The 18891-nt window shown below is 67.2% G+C and carries 10 protein-coding genes, 1 rRNA gene and 1 pseudogene; 5 read left to right on the top strand and 7 right to left on the bottom strand.

The genetic code is table 11. The features are described from left to right. Positions 1-79: 79 nt before the first annotated feature. The gene (gene mmsB / locus AC0Z2B_RS29580; protein ID WP_476301417.1) at positions 80-964 is read right to left on the bottom strand and encodes a 3-hydroxyisobutyrate dehydrogenase; all 885 of its coding nucleotides are present in this window, start codon (positions 962-964) and stop codon (positions 80-82) included. A gap of 10 nt (positions 965-974) precedes the next feature. Beyond that, positions 975-2492: a CoA-acylating methylmalonate-semialdehyde dehydrogenase gene (locus AC0Z2B_RS29575; RefSeq protein WP_476301415.1), complete on the bottom strand. Its 1518-nt coding sequence runs from the start codon at positions 2490-2492 to the stop codon at positions 975-977. A 102-nt stretch (positions 2493-2594) separates the two neighbouring features. Between AC0Z2B_RS29575 and AC0Z2B_RS29570 the strand changes: the two are divergent. Further along, positions 2595-3533: pseudogene (locus tag AC0Z2B_RS29570) on the top strand (LysR family transcriptional regulator); the annotation flags it as partial. A gap of 177 nt (positions 3534-3710) precedes the next feature. Here AC0Z2B_RS29570 and AC0Z2B_RS29565 read toward each other — a convergent pair. After that, positions 3711-4646 carry a diguanylate cyclase domain-containing protein gene (locus AC0Z2B_RS29565; protein ID WP_476301413.1) on the bottom strand — a complete coding sequence of 312 codons (936 nt, stop codon included), beginning with the start codon at positions 4644-4646 and terminating at the stop codon, positions 3711-3713. A 334-nt stretch (positions 4647-4980) separates the two neighbouring features. Here AC0Z2B_RS29565 and AC0Z2B_RS29560 point away from each other — a divergent pair, with 334 nt between their 5' ends. Genes AC0Z2B_RS29560 through AC0Z2B_RS29545 form a run of 4 tightly spaced genes read left to right on the top strand, consistent with a single transcriptional unit; the run spans position 4981 to position 9324 of the window. Then, positions 4981-5829, top strand: coding sequence for a sugar phosphate isomerase/epimerase family protein (locus tag AC0Z2B_RS29560; RefSeq protein WP_416422300.1), 849 nt, complete (start codon positions 4981-4983; stop codon positions 5827-5829). A 9-nt stretch (positions 5830-5838) separates the two neighbouring features. Further along, complete coding sequence (locus AC0Z2B_RS29555) at positions 5839-6876, top strand: isopenicillin N synthase family dioxygenase (protein ID WP_476301411.1); 1038 nt, start codon at positions 5839-5841, stop codon at positions 6874-6876. Between the two features lie 29 nt (positions 6877-6905). Continuing rightward, positions 6906-7697 (top strand): ABC transporter substrate-binding protein, encoded by a 792-nt coding sequence (locus AC0Z2B_RS29550; protein ID WP_416422298.1) that lies wholly within the window; start codon positions 6906-6908, stop codon positions 7695-7697. A 58-nt stretch (positions 7698-7755) separates the two neighbouring features. Continuing rightward, on the top strand, positions 7756-9324 hold the full coding sequence (locus AC0Z2B_RS29545) for an amino acid ABC transporter permease/ATP-binding protein (protein ID WP_476301409.1): 1569 nt from the start codon (positions 7756-7758) through the stop codon (positions 9322-9324). Between the two features lie 55 nt (positions 9325-9379). Here the strand turns inward: AC0Z2B_RS29545 and recD are convergent, their stop codons facing one another. From recD to rrf, 4 genes are all read right to left on the bottom strand, one after another. Further along, a complete protein-coding gene (gene recD, locus AC0Z2B_RS29540; RefSeq protein ID WP_476301407.1) occupies positions 9380-11449 on the bottom strand; it encodes an exodeoxyribonuclease V subunit alpha in 2070 nt (689 codons plus the stop codon). Then, positions 11446-15144, bottom strand: a complete 3699-nt coding sequence (gene recB, locus AC0Z2B_RS29535; protein ID WP_476301405.1) for an exodeoxyribonuclease V subunit beta — start codon at positions 15142-15144, stop codon at positions 11446-11448. The genes recD and recB overlap by 4 nt, the downstream gene beginning before the upstream one ends. Further along, positions 15141-18617, bottom strand: coding sequence for an exodeoxyribonuclease V subunit gamma (gene recC / locus AC0Z2B_RS29530; RefSeq protein ID WP_476301403.1), 3477 nt, complete (start codon positions 18615-18617; stop codon positions 15141-15143). The genes recB and recC overlap by 4 nt, the downstream gene beginning before the upstream one ends. Positions 18618-18813: 196 nt before the next feature. Next, positions 18814-18891 (bottom strand): 5S ribosomal RNA (gene rrf, locus AC0Z2B_RS29525); the annotation flags it as partial.

Genomic DNA, 18891 nt, shown 5'->3' with positions numbered 1-18891 from the left:
TTTGGGTTCACGGGGGCGGCGGCCGGCGGCGGCTCCTGGGTTTTCACCGTAGCAGCGGCCGCAGGCCGCGTCAGCACTCTCAGGGTTTCTGGTACCCCTTCACGATCGCCGAGAAATCCAGCCCGCCGTCACCGCGCAAGCTCATCGCCTGATACAGCTGCTGCGCCACCGCCCCCAGGATCACCGGTTGGTGTGCCTGCCTTGCGGCTTCGGTGGCCAACCCCAGATCCTTGAGCATCAGCTCCGCACCAAAGCCACCGGTGTAGCCACGGGCCGCCGGCGCCGTGGGAATAATCCCCGGCCAGGGGTTATAGGTGTCGGCGCTCCAGCAACGCCCGGTCGAGCTGTTGATGATGCCCGCCAGCACCCCGGTGTCGATGCCCAGCGCGTTGCCCAGGGCCATGGCCTCCGAGACGCCGATCATCGAGATACCCAGCAGCAGGTTGTTGCAGATCTTGGCGATCTGGCCGGTGCCCACTTCGCCGCAGTGGACGATGTTGCGGCCCATCTGCGCCAGCACCGGGTGCAGGGTGTCGAACAGCGCCGCGCTGCCGCCGACCATGAAGGTCAGGGTGCCCGCTGCCGCGCCGCCGGTGCCGCCTGACACGGGCGCGTCGCCCAGGTCGACGCCCTGCTTGGCGGCGGCGCTGGCGATGTCGCGGGCGGTCTGCGGGTCGATGGTGCTGCAATCCACCGCCGGGGTGCCGGGGCGAATGCCGGCCAGCACGCCGCCCTCGCCCAGGTACACGGTGCGCACGTGGGCTGCGGCCGGCAGCATGGTGATCACCAGGTCGCTGGCCGCCGCCGCTTCGCCGGGCGAGGCGCTGATGATGCCGCCCTGGGCGGCCAGTTCGTCGAGCACGGCCTTGTTCAGGTCGAACAGCTGCAGGCGGTGGCCGGCCTTGAGCAGGTTGCGGGCCATGGGCGCGCCCATGTTGCCCAGGCCGATAAAGGCGATGTTCATGGGCAGTCTCCTAGCGCAGGTTGATGGTGGTGTTGACGCCGTCGTTGACGCTGTCGTCGTCGAACCAGCGCGCCGTCACCGTCTTGGTCTGGGTGTAGAACTGCACCACCTGCTTGCCGTACGGGCCCAGGTCGCCCAGCTTGGAGCCGCGCGAGCCGGTGAAGCTGAAGAACGGCACCGGCACCGGGATGGGAATGTTGATGCCCACCTGGCCGACGTCGATCTCGCTCTGGAACTTGCGCGCCGCCGCGCCGCTCTGGGTGAACAGGCCGGTGCCGTTGCCGAACGGGTTGCGGTTCACCAGGGCGATGGCCTCGTCGAGGGTGTCGACGGTGAGCACCACCAGCACCGGGCCGAAGATTTCCTGGGTGTAGATCTGCATGTCAGTGGTCACCCCTGAGAACAGGGTGGGGCCGACGAAGTTGCCTTCCTCGAAGCCCGGCACCTGCACGTCGCGGCCGTCCAGTTCCAGCACGGCGCCCTCCTTCACCCCGCTTTCTATCAGGCTCAGCACACGCTGCTTGGCCTGGCGTGAAATCAGCGGGCCGACGTCGGTGCCGGCCTCGCTGCCGGCGTTGACCTTGAGCTTTTGCGCCAGGGCCTTGAGCTCGGGCAGCCACTGTTTCGCCGCGCCCACCAGCACCGCCACCGAGGTGGCCATGCAGCGCTGGCCGGCCGCACCAAAGGCGGCGCCCACCAGGGCGTTGAGGGTCTGTTCACGGTTGGCGTCGGGTAGCACCACGGCGTGGTTCTTGGCGCCCATCATCGCCTGCACGCGCTTGTGGTGCTGGCCGGCGAGGTTGTAGACGTGGGTGCCCACCGCCGTGGAACCGACGAAGGAAATTGCCTTGATGTCGGCGTGGGTGCACAGCGCGTCCACCACCTCCTTGCCGCCCTGCACCACGTTGAGCACCCCCTTGGGAATGCCGGCCTCCAGCGCCAGTTCCACCAGTTGCACGGTGGACAGCGGGTCCTGCTCGGAGGGCTTGAGCACGAAGGTGTTGCCGCAGACGATGGCCATGGGAAACATCCACAGCGGGATCATGGCCGGGAAGTTGAACGGGGTGATGCCCGCGCACACGCCGATGGGCTGGCGCAGGGTGTAGGTGTCGACGCCGCCGGCGACGTTCTCGACGAACTCGCCCATCTGCAGGCTGCCGATGGAACAGGCGTGTTCCACCACCTCCAGGCCACGGAAAATGTCGCCTTCGGCGTCGGCCAGGGTCTTGCCCTGCTCGGCGCTGAGGGTCTGGGCAATGCGCTTGGAATGCTCGCGAATCAGCGCCTGGAACTTGAGCATAATGCGCATGCGCGCGCCCACCGGGGTGTTGCGCCAACTGAGGAAGGCTTTTTGCGCCGCCGCGACGGCGGCGTCCACCTCGGCCTGGGTGGCAAACGGCACCCGGGCCAGCACCTGTTGGGTGGCGGGGTTGACGATGTCGCGCCACTCGCTGGCCTGGGACTCGACCCACTCGCCGTCGATCAGCAGCTTCACCTTGGGGATACCGGCATTTACCGAAACGTTCATCAAGACCTCCGCGTAATTGTTTTTGTGCATGGCGTGATGGCTCTTTCCTGGAGTATAGATGTGCAAACATCCAACAAGAACGCGGATAAAAGCCGGTCCAACATGCAAAAAAACATCACCTCCCTTGGCAACCTGAACTGGGATGACCTGAAGTTTTTCCTCGAGGTCGCCCGCACCCGCAAGGCCAGCAACGCCGCCCGGCGCCTGGGCGTGGACTACACCACGGTGTCGCGGCGCATCACCTCGCTGGAAACCGCCATGGGCACCCTGCTGTTCGAGAAGTCGCGCACCACCGGCTTCATCCTCACCGCCGAGGGCCAGCGCCTGCTGGGCTACGCCGAGTCCATCGAAAGCACCCTGCACATGGCCTGCGAGCAGGTGTCAGGGTCGGGCGTGGCGCTGTCGGGGCACATCCGCATGGGCTGCACCGAGGGCTTCGGCAGCTTCTTCATCACCCCGCAGCTGAGCCACTTCGTCGATGCCTACCCGGCCATCAGCGTGGACATCCTGCCGCTGCCGCACTTCATCAGCCTGTCCAAGCGCGAGGCCGACGTGGTCATCGCCCTGGAACGCCCGGAGCACGGGCCCTACGTGTGCTGCAAGCTGTGCGACTACCGCCTGCAGCTGTACGCCACCCAGGCTTACCTCGACCGCCACCCGCCCATCCGCCACGGCCGCGACCTGGCCGGGCACCGTTTCATCAGCTACGTCGACGACCTGGCCTTCAGCCCGGAGCTGCTGTACCTGGCCAACCTGCTGCCCAACGCCAGCGCCGGGCTGCGCAGCACCAGCGTCATCGCCCAGTACGTGGCGGCGCGCCAGGGGCATGGCATGGCGATATTGCCGTGCTTCCTGGCGGCGCAGGCTGACGACCTGGTGCCGGTGCTGGTGGGGGAGATCAGTGTTACGCGGCAGTTCTGGATGTACTGCCGGGAGGATCTGCGCAAGTTGAAGCGCATCAATTTGCTCTGGGATTACATTCGCGAAGTGACCGAGCTGAACGCCCCCTTCCTGATGGGCGAAACCCATTCATTGAAATTCACCCCCCCCCGCGGGGGGGGGGGGGGGGGGGGGGGGGGGGGGGGGGGGGCCGGGCGCGGCGGGGGGGGGGGGGGGGGGGGGGGCGGGCGGTCGCAGCTGCCGAAGGCTGCGTCCGTCCGCACCGCCGGTGGTGGGCCGAGGACGCAGCCTTCGGCAGCTGCTACGGGTTGATTTCGTTCACACCGCCAGGTTGGTGGGCTCCGCCTGGTGCCAGCGGCCGCGGCCCAGGCGTTTGGCCTGGTGCAGGGCGTCGGCGGCGGCGGCCAGCAGCTCGGTGGCGACCTGGCCGTGGTCGGGGGCCAGGGCCACGCCGACACTGATGGAGGCATGCAGGCTGTCGGCGTTGGGCAGCACCAGCGGTGCGTGCAGCGCGGCGATGATGTTGTCGGCGATGCGCCAGGCGTCGTCGCTGTCGTTGAGCGGCGACAGCAGCACGGCGAATTCGTCGCCGCCCAGGCGCGCCAGCAGGTCGTTTTCGCGCAATTGGGTACGCACCCGGCCAGCCAGGCAGATCAGCACTTCATCCGCCGCGGCATGGCCATGGCGGTCGTTGATGGCCTTGAAATGGTCGGCGTCGATGTACAGCACGGCCATGCGCCGCGGCTGCTTGTCACTGAGGTTGCGCGCCAGCCGCGCTTCGAAGAACACCCGGTTGGGCAGGCCCGTGAGGATGTCGAGGCTGGCCTGCAGGTACGGCTCGGGCTGGCTGTGGGCGCTCAGGTGTTCCAGTTCGTCGAGCAGCGCGTTGACGTCACTGCCCAACTGTTCCAGGTCATCCACCTCGCTGTGCGGCACCCGCCGTTCAAAGCGGTGCTCGCGCCGTGCGGCATCGGCGACGTTGGCCAGGCTGTGCAGCGGCTCGGTGATGTCGCGTAGCAGGCGCCGCGACAGGTACAGCGCGCCCAGGGTGCCAAGCACCGTGCAGATCAGCGCGCCAGCGATGCCGCCCAGGGCCAGGCGCCATTGCGTGGCCGCCGGCAACGCCTCGATGGCCTGGGTGCGCCAGGCGAATGCGCCCAGCACTACCATGCAGCCGGCACACAGGCCGGCCGCGCCCAGCGCCACTGTCAGTTGCGCACGCCGCAGCGCGCTGCGCAGGGTGCGGCCGCTCATGGTGCAGGCTCCCACATGCGCTTTCCGTAGCCAATGACACCCGCCATCCAGACAGCTCCCTGATGAAAACCCATGTGATGCCCGGTCGTGCCAAAACGATAGCACAGCCTTTTCACCTTACCCGGTTCGGTAGCGGGCTATTGGTTCAAGGATTTCTGAACTATCGATTTGAGCTTTCCTATTCTTTCCGACACACGGCCCTGCCTAAGATCCAGCCATCCAACCGGACCGGTTCCGCCAGAGACCCGGCCATTCGCGTGCCCTTTTGCTACTGCCCAGCCCAATGACGCCCCGGCCCATGCCGCCAGGGTGCTGCGTAGCATGAGGAGCCTCGATGAAACTGGAAACCTTCCGCACCCTGTGGGGTTACACCGCCAGCAAGGCCCAGGCCCTGGAAGAACTGCAGGCCGCCGGCTTCGACGGCATGGAGGCGCGGCTGCCGCTGGTGGCCCGTGAGCGCAGCGAATTCGCCGCGTTCCTGCGCGCCAACTCGACAGGGTACATTTGTACTCTATTCACCGCCTACGACGTTTTGCCCCAGCAATCGGCCCAGCCCGCCGAGCACCTCAATGACCTGGACACCAAGCTGGCCTGGGCCGGCGAGCTGACCCCACGCTTCATCAACGTGCTGGCCGGCAACGACCGCTGGCCCCTGGCGCAACAAGTGGAGTTCTTCGGCCGCGCGCTGGAGCTGGGCCACAAGCATGGCCAATTCCTCAGTTTCGAAACCCACCGCTCACGCTCGCTGTTCAACCCCTGGGTGACCCTGGAGCTGATCCGCCAGCTGCCGGACCTGCGTTTCACCAGCGACATCAGCCACTGGGTGGTGACCTGCGAGCGCCTGCTGGACGATCCGGCGGACGACCTCGGCGCGTTCGTCGAGCGCGTGCATCACATTCAGGCCCGGGTCGGCTACGACCAGGGCCCGCAGGTGCCGCACCCCGGCGCCCCGGAATACGGCCGCGAACTGGCTTTCCACCAACAACACTGGGAGGCCATCTGGGCCTCGCAACAGGCGCGCGGCTACCAGGTCACCACCCTGACCCCGGAGTTCGGCGCTGACGGCTACCTGCATCACCTGCCCTTCACCAATGTCCCGGTCGCCGACCTGTGGTCGCTGAACGTGTGGATGGCCCGCACCGAACGCGCCCACTTCGAGCGTTTCCGCGCCGCCCACTGCTGAGGAACCCTGATGAACAACATTGAGCCCAAGGCCAACTTCAAGAGCATCCCGGTGGTGAACATCGCCGGGCTGTTCAGCGTCGAACTGGAACACCGCCTGGCGGTGGCCGAGCAACTGGGCCGCGCCGCCAGCGAGGTCGGTTTCCTGTACATCACCGGCCACGGCATCGCCCCGCAGCTGATCGCCAACCTGCGCCAGGCCGCCCGGGACTATTTCGCCCAGCCGCTGGCGGCGAAGATGCAGCACTACATCGGCACCTCGGCCACCCACAAGGGCTTCGTGCCCGAGGGCGAAGAGGTCTACTCCAAGGGCAAGCCCGACCACAAGGAAGCCTTCGACGTGGGCTTCGAGGTGCCCGCCGACGACCCGCTGGTGCTGGCCAATACGCCGCTGCTGGGCCCCAACCACTGGCCCGAGGTGCCGGGTTTCAAGGCCTCGGTGCAGGCCTATTACGCGGCGGTGTTCGCCCTGGGCCGCAAGCTGTTCGGCGGCTTTGCCCTGGCCTTGGGGCTGGCCGAGGACTATTTCGACCCGCTGGTGACCCGCCCGCCCTCCAAGCTGCGGCTGATCCATTACCCCTTTGATGCAGACGCCGTCGACGCGCCCGGTATCGGTGCACACACCGACTACGAGTGCTTCACCATTTTGCAGGCCGACCAGCCGGGCCTTGAAGTGATGAACGACCTGGGCCAGTGGATCGACGCGCCGCCCATTGCCGACGCCTTCGTGGTCAACATCGGCGACATGCTGGAAGTGATGACCGCCGGTACGTTCGTTGCAACGGCCCATCGGGTGCGCAAGGTCAGCCACGAGCGCTATTCGTTCCCGCTGTTCTACGCGTGCGACTACCACACCCAGATCAAGCCCCTGCCCGCCTTCGCCCAGGGCGGCCAGGACTACGAGGAAATCGCCATCGGCGAGCACATGTACGGCCAGGCGTTGCAGACCTACCAGTACCTGCGCAAACGCGTGGAAAACGGCGAGGTGCAGCTGCCCGCCAAGACCCGCAAGCCGTCGAGTTTCGGTCATTTGAAAAAACAGGCCTGACGTACTTTCCCTTACTCTGGAGCACCCGCATGTCCAACATTACCCGCCTGACCCTGCTGGCCGCCTGCCTGCTGAGCACCACCGCCGCCCTGGCCTCGACCACCGCCACGCCCGGCCAGCTGAAGGTCGGCATGGAAATCACCTACCCGCCGTTCGAGTCCTACGACAGTGACAAGAACGTGGTGGGCTCCGACCCGGAACTGGCCCACGCGCTGGCCAAGCAGCTGGACGCCAAGGCCGAGTTCGTCGACACCAAGTTCCCTAACCTGATCCTGGGGCTGAACGCCGGGCACTACGACGCGATCATCTCCGGCATGTACATCACCCCGGAACGCCAGGCCCAGGCGCAGACCATTCCCTACGCCCGCACCGGCGCGGCGATCATGGTGCCGGCCGACAGCCCGCTGAAACCGGCGGTGCCCGAGGATTTGTGCGGCCTGAAAGTCGGCTTGGAGCAAGGCACCACCTGGGTGGCGCAGTTCCAGAAGCTGTCCACCGATTACTGCCTGCCCAACAACAAGGGCGCCATCACCGTGAGCGAATACCCCTCGGCGCCCGAGGTGACCCAGGCACTGCTGTCGAAGAACATCCAGGCCCAGGTGGAGATTTCCGGCGCCGCGCACATGATCGCCGAGAAGACCAAGGGCCGCGTGCTGGTGACCTCGCAGCAGCTGGTGTACCCGCAGACCCTGGGCATCTACGTGAAAAAGGGCAATGAAGAGACCTACCAGGCGCTGCTCAAAGCGGTGGCCCAGAGCAAGCAGTCCGGCGAATACGCGGCGATCCTGAAGAAGTACAACCTGGAAGAAGCCTCCAACTGACCCTGGCGTCGGCTGCCCTTGCCAGGGTGGCCGGCCGTTCAATGCGGAGCGGGTACCCATGCAATTCGACTGGTCCTATTTCATCTCGCTGTTCTCCATGCCCGCGTTCTGGGAAGCCTGCGTCACGGTGGTGGAACTCAGCGCCCTTGGCTGGTTCATCGGCATGCTGCTGGGCTTCGGCCTGGCCAGCGCCAAGCTGTCGAGCATCAAGTGGCTGAGCTTGCCGGCGGCGGTGTACATCTGGTTCTTCCGCAGCATTCCGTTGCTGGTGCTGGTGGTGTTCGTCTACAACCTGCCGCAGCTGCTCCCGGTGACCGGCAGCGTGCTGTCCAACCCCTTCTATTCGGGGCTGTTGGCGCTGGTGGTGACGGAGGCGGCGTACATGGCCGAGATCCACCGCGGCGGCCTGATTTCCGTGCACAAGGGCCAGAAGGAAGCCGGCCGCGCTCTGGGCATTGGCGCCCTGGGCCTGCAACGGCTGATCGTGATTCCCCAGGCGTTCCGCATATCCCTGCCAACGCTGATCAATGAATACATCACCGTGGTGAAACTCACCTCGCTGATCTCGGTGATCTCCCTGACCGAGCTGCTCACCGTGGGCCAACGCCTGTACGCGCAGAATTTCCTGGTGATGGAGACCCTGGCGGCGGTGGCCGTGTACTACGTGCTGATCGTCAGCCTGTTCGGCTGGCTGCTACAGCGCCTGGAGCGCTACCTGGACCTCAACCAACGCAGCCCGCAGACCCTGGCGGCCAACCCGCTGGCGCAACTGCGCCAGAGCCTGGCGGCGCGGCTGCCGAGCACCGGGCGCAAGCCCCTGGCCGGCGCGGCGCCAGCGCTGCAGTTGCAGAACATCCACAAGCGCTACGGCGACCATGAGGTGCTAAAGGGCATCGACCTCAGCGTCGCCAGCGGCCAGGTGGTGTCGATCATCGGCCCGTCGGGCTCGGGCAAGACCTCGCTGATTCGCACCATCAACGGCCTGGAAAGCATCGACCAGGGCGAGATCGTGCTGTTCGGCGAAAGCTTCATCCACGCCGGCGACACGCCGAACAACCCGCAGATGCGCCGGGGCGTGCGGCACATCGGCATGGTGTTCCAGAGCTTCAACCTGTTCCCGCACCTGAACCTTGTGGACAACATTACCCTGGCGCCGATTTACCACGGTGGCGACAAGCACGTCACCCGCCAACAGGCTTTTGCCCTGCTGGATAAAGTCGGCCTGCTGGCCCACGCCAACAAGTACCCGCACCAGTTGTCTGGCGGCCAGCAGCAACGCGTGGCCATCGCCCGCGCCCTGGCCATGGAGCCGCAGGTGATGCTGTTCGATGAACCCACCTCGGCGCTGGACCCGGAGCTGGTGGGCGACGTGCTGAAGGTGATCGCCGACCTGGCCAAGGACGGCATGACCATGCTGATCGTGACCCACGAGATGGACTTTGCCCTGTCGATTTCCGACCGGGTGGTGTTCATGGAAAACGGCAACGTGCAGCTGGATGCCAGCCCCGAGCGCATTCGCCATGCGCCCGAGGCGGAGCGGGTGCGGCGGTTCATGGGGCTGGGGGAAGCGGAGCCTGCCCACTTCGTAGCCGCTGCCGTAGGCGGCGCGGGCCCTTATCCACGCTGAAGATTTCCAGCGCACTCGCGGGCCTGCGCAGCCTGGCGGCAGCGGCTACGGGGCCTCAGTGTTCCAGCATCAACCCGCTCAGGCGTTTCACCTTGCGCCGCACGGCGTCTTCGAACACGCCGGCGCGGGGTTCGATCAGGCTGAACCAGTGCTTGGCGCGGGTGATGCCGGTGTAGATCAGCTCCTTGGTCAGCACCGGGTTGAGCGCGTCGGGCAGGATCAGCGCGGTGTGGGCGAACTCCGAGCCCTGGGACTTGTGTACGGTCATGGCGAACACCGTTTCCACGTCGTTCAGGCGGCTGGGCAGCACGAAGCGCACGCCACCCTGGCCGTCGTTGCGCGGGAAGGCCACGCGCAGCACCTGGCGGTCTGGCGCACCGCTTTCGGGCAGGCGCAGGGCAATGCCAATGTCACCGTTCATCAGGCCAAGGCCATAGTCGTTGCGGGTCATCAGCACCGGCCGGCCTTCGTACCAGGGCTGGTCGCCTTCGATCAGCCGCGCGGCGGTCAGCGCCTGGGTAGCGCGCTGGTTCAGGCCCTCCACGCCCCATGGCCCCTTGCGCACCGCGCACAACAGCTGGAACGACTCGAACGCCTCCAGCACCTGTTTCGCCCAACCGGCCCATAGTTCGCTTTCCAGCGCCGTGCGCGGGGCCGGGCGGTTGGCCTGCAGCACGTTCAGGTAATGGCGGTAGCCCTGGGGGCCGGCGCTGCCCTGGCCTTGCAGCAGCAGGCGGTCGAGCTTGCGATCGTGCTCGCCGCTGAGCTTGATGGCGGAGATGTCGCCGAACTGGCCGGCGTTGAGCAGTTCGCGCGCCTGGTCGGCCTCCTGGCGGTTGACCCGCAAGGCCAGCTGGCCAATGCCGCTGCCTTCACCGAAGCGTCGCGAGTGGCGCAGCATTACCACCTGCTGGGCCAGCGGGTTGCGCTCGGCGCTGCCCACCTGCAGGCCGCCGTCGGCCAGTGCTTCACCGCTGACCGCTTCCAGCCACGCCAACGTCTGCGGGCTGTAGCAGCCCTGCTCGGCGTCGCGGCACAGGTCGCCCAGCACCGCGCCAGCTTCCACCGAGGCCAACTGGTCCTTGTCGCCCAGCAGCACCAACCGCGCGTGGGCGGGCATGGCGCCCAGCAGGTTGGCCATCATTTCGAGGTCGATCATCGACGCCTCGTCCACCACCAGCACGTCCAGCGGTAACGGGTTGGCGGCGTTATGGCGGAAGTGCCGGGTGCCCGGGCGGCTGCCCAGCAGGCGGTGCACGGTGGTCACTTCGGTGGGGATCTTGGCCTTGACCCAGTCGCTGACTTCCAGCTGCTTGACCTGGGCGCTGATGGATTCGGTCAGCCGCGCCGCGGCCTTGCCCGTGGGCGCGGCCAGGCGGATGCGCAACGGTGCGCCCGCCTCTACCGCCGGTGCCTGCAGCAGGGCCAATAGGCGCACCACAGTGGTGGTCTTGCCGGTGCCGGGGCCGCCGGTGACGATGCTGAAGGCGCTGCGGGTGGCCAGGGCGCAGGCCAGCTTTTGCCAGTCGATGCGTTCGCTGCCGGGGCTGCCGAACAGCTGTTCAAGGCGCGTGCGCAAATCGTCCGGCGTGGCTTCCTGCGCGGCCAGGCGCTGGCGCAGGGCCGTGTCGATGCGCCGTTCGTAGCTCCAGTAGCGGCGCAGGTACAGGCGCTGGCCCGCCAACACCAGCGGCCGTTCGCCGCTGTCGTTGTCGGCCAATGCCACCAACGGGCTGGCGGCCAGGGTCTGGCGCCAGGCTTCGGGTTGCAGGTGTTCCAGCAGCTGCGAGGGCAGCAGCACCGGGCCTGCCAGCGCGTCGCCCTCGGGCGGCAACGACAGCGCGAAGTCGGGCTCTTCCAGGGTCTGCGCCAGGTCCAGGCAGACGTGGCCGTGGCCCAGCTGGTGGCTGGTGAGCGCAGCGGCCAGCAGCACCAGCGGGTCGCCACCCGGGTCACGCTCGGCGAGGAAACCGACGAAGGCCTTGTCCAGCGCCCGCAGCCAGCCGCGCTCGGCCCAGCGCTCAAGCAGCGCCAGCAGGTCGTCGACCTTTTGCAGCGGGGCCAGCTCGGCGAGGCTGCGGGCTTCCAGCGCGGTAGGCAGCAGATCGGCAAATGTACGGCTCATGCCGGTTCTCCTTCGAACAGGTCACCCATGGGTTCAGGCTGGCGCACCACGCCGCGGAACAGCTCGTCCAGCCGCTCGATCAACGCGCGCGGTGGCCGCGCGAACGCCAGGCCCTGGCTGGGCGCGTGCACGCCGCGCAGGAAGATGAACACCGCGCCGCCCACGTGCTGGTCGTAGTCGTAGCCGGGCAGGCGGGCCTTGAGTTGGCGGTGCAGGGCCAGCAGGTAGAGCACGTATTGCAGGTCGTAGCGGTTGTCGAGGATGGCCTGGGTCATGGCCAGCTCGGTGTAGGCACTCTCGTCGGCGCCCAGCCAGTTCGACTTGTAGTCGGCCACGTAATAGCGGCCTTCGTGCTCGAAGGTCAGGTCGATGAAGCCCTTGAACATGCCGTTGAGCATGGCGCCCTCAGCGGGCGCACGCGCGGCGCCGTCGTGGGTGTGGTCGCGCACCAGGGTATCGAGCTGGGTCACGTCGACGCGGTGGCTGGCGAACCAGAACTCCATCTCGATCTGGTACTGCGTAAGGTCGGTCAGGCTCAAGCGGGTGTCGCCGATGGCCAGGGGCGTCTGCAACAGGTGCAGCAGCCAGCTGTTCAGCGTCGGGATCCAGCCCTTCCAGCCACGCAGGTTGCAACGCGCGCCCACTGTTTCCGCCAGCAGCTCAGGTTGCGCGGCGACCGTAGCGAAGCCTTCGCGCCCGGCCCACTCCAGCAGGCCGTGGAGGAAAGTGCCGGGGTTGGGGCCGCGCGGGAAACGGTGGATATCGCCACTGATCGCCTGGGCTTCGCGCGGCGCGGTGGGGTCCAGGCGTTCGTCGTCGAACAGCTTCTGGGCCTGGGGGCTGTCGGGGGACTGGTCGCTGCCCGGCGCCACGCTGTTGCTGATGCGCAGGGCACTGTAGGAGGCGATCCACCAGTTCTCTGCAGCACGGCGCTTGGGCTGCTTGGCTGCCAGCAGGTTGGCTTCGTTGCGCGGCGGCACGTAATGCTGGGTGGTGGCCTCGGGCATCAACCCGGCGTGAATGGCCGGGCAATCGGCCGCCAGGTCGCGCAGCCAGATGGCCAGGGCCTGGGGCTCGCCCAGGCGCTGGCCACCGCCCAGCAGGTAACCCAGGGCCGAGCGGTGCAGCACCGAGTCCTTGGTGTTGCCACGCTTGAGGTCGGCAACCCCCAGCCAACAGGCGTGCTGGGCGCGGGTCAGGGCCACGTACAGCAGGCGCAGGTCTTCGGCCAGGCGCTCGTCGTCAGCCAGTTGCACCTGTTCGGCGGTTGGGCTCAGGGTCACCTGCACGTTGCCCTGCTCGTCGTGGAACGCCAGCGGCAGGCGCTTGCCGTCCACCGGTTTGGCCGAGCAGATGAAGGGCAGGAACACCAGCGGGTATTCCAGGCCCTTGGATTTGTGGATGGTCACCACCTTGACCAACTGCTCGTCGCTTTCCAGGCGCAGGATCTGTTCTTCACCGGCCTGGCCGGCGGTGGCCAGGTGTTCGGACAGGTGGCGGATCAGCGCCTGCTCGCCGTCCAGCTCGCCAGCGGCCTGCTGCAGCAGCTCGGACAGGTGCAGCAGGTTGGTGAGCACGCGCTCGCCGTCGCTGCGCAGCATCAAGGTCTGCGGCAGGCGGAAATCGTGCAGCAGACGGCGCAGCATGGGCAGCACGCCCTGGGTGCGCCACAGGGTGCGGTAGGTGCGGAACTGCATCACCCGCCGCTCCCAGGCCAGCTCGTCCTGGTTCAGCTGCGCCAGGGCGCTGAGGGGCAGGTTCAAGGTGGTGGTGGCGAGGGCGCCACGCAGCGGGCGCTCGGCGTCCGGCTCGGCGCAAGCCTTGAGCCAGCTCAGCAGGTCGTGGGCTTCCTGGGCGGCGAACACCGAGTCCTTGTCGGACAGGTACACGCTGCGCACCCCACGCGCCGCCAGTTCGCCGCGCACCGCCTGGGCCTCCTTGCCGTCACGCACCAGGATGGCAATGTCCGCCGGCGTGACCGGGCGCATGGCTTCGCCCGGCTTGCTGAAACCGGCGCTGCCCTGCTGGCCGCCGTTGAGCAGTTCGACGATGGTGCTGGCGCAGGCGGCCGCCAGCTGCTGGCGGTAGACCACGCCAGACAGCGGCGCGTCGCTTTGCAGCTGCCACAGGTTCAGCGCCGGCACGGGCTGGCCGCCGACGCTCAAGGCCTCCTTGCGGCCCTGGGCCAGCACCGGCAGGAACGGCACGGGATTGTCCTCGCCCTGGCGGAACAGGAACGCGCCGCGCCCCAGCTCACGCTGTTCGCCGACGTTGAACACATGGTTTACCGCCTCGACCATCGCATGGCTGGAACGGAAGTTGGTGCCCAGGGTGTGCAGACGGCCGGTGGTGGCCTGGCGCGCGCGCAAGTAGGTATAGATGTCGGCACCCCGGAAGGCGTAGATCGCCTGCTTGGGGTCGCCGATCAGGAACAGGCCGCTGTCGGGCTGGTTGGCCTCGATGTGGTAGATGCTTTCGAAGATCCGGTACTGCACCGGGTCGGTGTCCTGGAATTCGTCGATCAGCGCCACCGGGAACTGCTCGCGAATCAACCCGGCCAGGCGCTCGCCGCCACTGCCCTGCAAGGCAGCGTCCAGGCGCAGCAGCATGTCGTCGAAGCCCATTTCGGCGCGCCGGCGTTTCTCTTCCTCGAAGCGCGCGCCAACCCAGCGCGCGGCGTGTTCCAGCACCGCGGCATCGGGGGTGGGCAGGCTGGCGAGGGCGTCGGCCAGGCCTTGCATGGCTTCCAGCGCCGGGTGCGCCGGCGGCTCGCCTTTCCAGGCTTCGGCCATGCCGTCCGGGGTCAGGCGGGTGAAGCCGGTGCCGATGTCCAGGTCCACCAGGCTTTCGTCAGCGGCCCAGGCGCCAAGCTTGTCGAACCAGGGCTCGAAGTAGCGCGCCTGCATCTTGCGGCCGTCCACCGCCTTGGCCGCCACGGCCTCCAGGCAGATGGCCCGCAGCTCCTCGGCCCATTGCGCCCAGGGTGCCTTGAGCTGCTGCAAGGCCAGCTTGCGCTCGGCCAGCGCGGCTTCGATGAGCTCGGCAGGCTCCTGGCCGCTGTCGCCACGGCGCGGGGTGCCGAACAGCGCACGCACGCGCGGCAATAGCGCGGCCGGGCCGCCCCAGTTGCTGCGCACCCAGTTGAGCGTGTCACCCTGCATGGCGTAGCAGAAGCGCCGCCAGTAGTCGCGCACCACCTCGCCCAACAGGTCGCTGTGGTCGGTCTCCAGGGTCTGGGTGAACAGGCTGCCGCTGTCGAAGGCGTGCTCGCGCAGCATGCGCTGGCACCAGCTGTGAATGGTCGAGACCGCCGCTTCGTCCATCCATTGCGCGGCGATGTCCAGGCGGTTGGCGCAACCCGCCCACTGCTCGGGGGCGAACTCGTCGCGCAGCTGGCTGATCAGGTCGTCGGGGCTGGGCATCTCGTCGCGGAAGAAGCGCGCAGCCTCGGCCAGGCGCGTGCGGATGCGTTCGCGCAGCTCCTTGGTGGCGGCGTCGGTGAAGGTCACCACGAGGATCTGCGGCGGCAGCAATTCGCGGCCGAAGCCTGCCGGTTCGCCACCGTGGCCCAGCACCAGGCGCAGGTACAGCGCCGAGATGGTGAAGGTCTTGCCGGTACCGGCGCTGGCCTCGATCAGCTGGCTGCCGCGCAGCGGGAAGGCCAGCGCCAGGGGCTTGAGTCGGGAGTCGGTCATGAGCGGGCCTCGTCGGCATCGATGGAGCGCCAGGGCGCTTCGAACATGGGGCGGTACAAGGCATCGCACCAGCCTTCGAACTCTTCGCTGTCGACCAACGCATTGAAGTCGGGGAACTGCCGGGCCAGCGCCACGCTTTCGCGGCGCTCGCCATCGGTGGTGATGCCATCGCCTTCATAGGCCTTGCGCGCGGCGGCCTCGGCCTTGACCGGGTCGCCCTGGCCCAGCCAGGCGAACGCGGTTTTCACTGCCACCGGCAGCGGCCGGCGCATGCCCTGTTGCCAGGCCTGCAGCAGGTGGCCCAGCACTTCGCGGGCCTGCCCTGGTTCCAGCGCTGCCAGCACCAGGGTGTCGTCGCTGGCAACCACGGCAGTGGTCAGCGGCAGGCCAACCGCGCAAGCCGCCAGGTGGGTGACCCAGCTGCGGGTGAGGCGGTGCCATTTGCGCGAACGGGCACCGCCGATGGCGTTGGCGATGGCTGTGACGCTCAGCAGGTTGCCATCGGCGCGTTGGTGCAGGTTGCTGACCCAGCCATCCAGGCGCAGGTCCTTGAATTCGAAGTTCACCGGTTTGGCGGCCACCACAGGCGTCGGCCACAGCACCAACAGCTGCTGGAAGCGTTGCAGCAGGTCGGGCAGCGGTTCTATCAGTTCTTCCTGCAGCAAGGTGCCGAACCCGGCCATGGGCAGCAGGCCGCTGCCTTGCATGCGCCGGGCCTGGGTGTGCAACGCTTCGTCGACGGCCCCCAGGGTAGCCATGGCCGTGGTCAGCAATTGGTCGCTGAGGGTGTAGCGCTCCAGGGCGTCGAGCACGAAGGGTTCTTCATCGGCGAGGGGCGCCTCGGCGGTTTCGAAGAACACTTTCAGGCGCTGGCTGAAGAAATGCCGCACCGGGTTGCGCAGGAAATCCTGCAGTTGCGTGAGGGCCAGCGGCTCGTCCTGTTCATGGGGCGGCAGCACGGCTTCGGTGGGCTGTTCGCCCTGCTCGGTGTGCAGCACCCGCCATTCGGAGGCGAAGCTGAACAGGCCGCTGCCTTCATGGAAATAACGCGCACTGAACGGCTGCAACGGGTGCTCCAGGCTCAGGGCGTGCACCAGTTGCTCGCCAGCGTTGAGCTTGCCACCCCCCTCCGCGCCCTGCAGGGCCCAGCCGCTGGCGAGGTGGTCGCGCAGTTGGCCGATCAGCACCGAGGCCGGGCGCTCGCTGTTGTCGCGGATGCTGCGGCCTACCCAGCTGATGTACAGCTGTTCGCGCGCCGACAGCAGGGCTTCGAGCAGCAGGTAGCGGTCGTCTTCACGGCGCGAGCGGTCGCCGGGGCGGTAGTCGCTGCCCATCAGGTCGAAGTCCAAGGGGGGTTGGGCACGCGGGTAGTCGCCGTCGTTCATGCCCAGCAGGCACACCACCTTGAAGGGGATGGCGCGCATGGGCATCAGCGTGCAGAAGTTCACCGCACCGGCGAGGAAGCGCTGGGACAGCTTGCCCTGGTCGAGCCCGGCCAGCCAGGCCTCGCGCACCACGGTCAGCGGCAGCGGCTCGTGCAGTTCCACCGAGGCGCAGGTGCGCAGCCATTGCTCGCGCAGCTCTTCGAGTTGCACCAGCAGGTAGTCGTCGTGCTCGGTGCTGGCCTGGAAAAACACCTGGACCAGGCCGTGCAGGCGCTCGCCCCACTCTTGCGGCTCGGCAGGCGTGGAAAGCACCTGGTGGGCGACCTCCAGGGCATCGAGCAGCGCCACCAGCGGGCCGATCAGCGCCGCATCCAGACCACCGATTTCATCATAGGGCTCGATGCCGCCATAGCCTTCGCCGCCGCCTACCGCGTAGCCCAGCAGCATGCGCCGCAGGCCGAACCGCCAGCTGTTCTGCTCCAGTTGCTCGGGCAAGCCAAGGCCAGCGCGCTGGGCCGCGTTGAGCCCCCAGCGGATGCCGGCACCTTCGATCCAGCGGTGCAAGGTGGGCAGGTCGTTTTCCTGCATGCCGAAACGTGCGCGCAGGGCGGGCACGTCCAGCAGATCAAGGATTTCGCTGACCGCGAAGCGGCTGTCAGGCAGCTTGAGCAAATGCTCGATGGCGATCAGCAACGGGTCGCGGCCACGCTGGTTCTGGTCGGTCAGGGTGAACGGAATGAAGCGTGGATCGTGGCGGTCCAGCTGGCCGAACACGGCGCGAATATGCGGGGCGTAGCTGTCAACGTCGGGGACCATGACGATAACGTCGCGGGGCCTGAGGTTGGGGTCGGCGCTGAACCGGGCCAGCAGTTGGTCGTGCAGGATCTCCACTTCGCGCTGGGCGCTGTGGGCCACGTGGAAGCGTATCGAGCGATCCTTGGCCGGGTTTACTGCAGGCCAGGTGGTGCGGGTTTCGGCCAGAGGACGCAGTTCGAGGATGTCGTCCTGCAGTTGGCCGAGCAGCGTGGTGGGCTCGTCCTCGGTGAACAGGTCGATGCGCCCTTCGCGGAACGCGGCGCGGTAACTGTTGGGGTCGTCGTAGCTGTCCAGCAGGTTGATGTAGTCGCGGCCCTGCTTGCCCCAGGCGGCCAATAACGGATGGGCGTGCTGGTGCAGCGCGTCGGCGTCGATGACCACCGGCATGCCCTGCTTGCGCGCCTGGCGCTTGTATTGGTGGCGCAGCAGGTCCTTGTCGGCAACGATGTCGGACCAGTGATGGCGGCAGGGGTTGTGCACGCACAGCAGCACCTGGCTGAAGCGTGCCAGCCCTGCCAATGCTTCCAGCGCCTGGGCCGGCAACGATGAGATACCGAAGACGATCACACGGTTGGGCAGGCCGGGCGGCGCGGTTTCCAGCGCGTTGATGCGCTCGATGAAGCGCTGGTGCACGCCGGCGCGGCTCTGGGCCATGCCCTGCTCGCCGACGTCGTGCAGCAGCGCGCGCCACAACTCCGCCTGCCAGCGGTTGGCCTCGGGCAACGGCTTGGCTTCGCCACGCACGTTGCGCAGCTGATGGCGGCCAGCGGCCCAATCTTCCAGCCAGTCGGCACGGTACACCTGGTATTGGTCGTACAAGTCGGCGAGGCGCTCGGCCAGCTGATAGCGCTTGCGCAGGTCGTTATCGTCGGTAAGGAAGCGCTGCAATGGCTCGAAATGCGGCTGGTCGATCAGTTGCGGCAGCAGGCGCATCAACCGCCAGGTCAGCGGTGCCTTGTCGAGCAGCGAGGCCTGGGGGATCTCGTCCTTGCCCAGCACCCCGCGGTAGAGCTGCCACATGAAACTGCCGGGCAGTTGCACATCGATGGCCGCGGCAATGCCGCAGCCACCCAGGTCATCGTCTTGCGCGTCCTCGGCCAGGGCCAGCTTCAGCCACTGGGCGATGCCGTTGCTCTGCACCAGGGCAATTTCGTTCTCCAGGGGTGCCAAGGGGTAACGCCGCATCCAGCTCACCACCAGGCTGCGCAGTTCATCCAGGCGGTTGCCGTGAACCACCATGAAACCTGGTGTAAGGGAGGGGTTGGCCGGCATGGGCAATTCCTTGGCTGGGGGAAACGAGGACAGGTGGAAACCTTATCAGATGTGGTTTGCCCGTAGCAGCTGCCGAAGGCGGCGTCCGGGGTTTGCACGGTATCAAATCATTGCGCGGTGCGGCGGAACGCATTTTTCGCACGCCAGAAAGACAAAACCCCCACCTGCTTTCGCAGATGGGGGTTTCGGAATTTAATCTTGACGATGACCTACTCTCACATGGGGAAACCCCACACTACCATCGGCGATGCATCGTTTCACTGCTGAGTTCGGG

Source organism: Pseudomonas sp. GYB4201, assembly GCF_056312595.1.
This window is presented reverse-complemented; position numbering and strand designations above follow the sequence as displayed.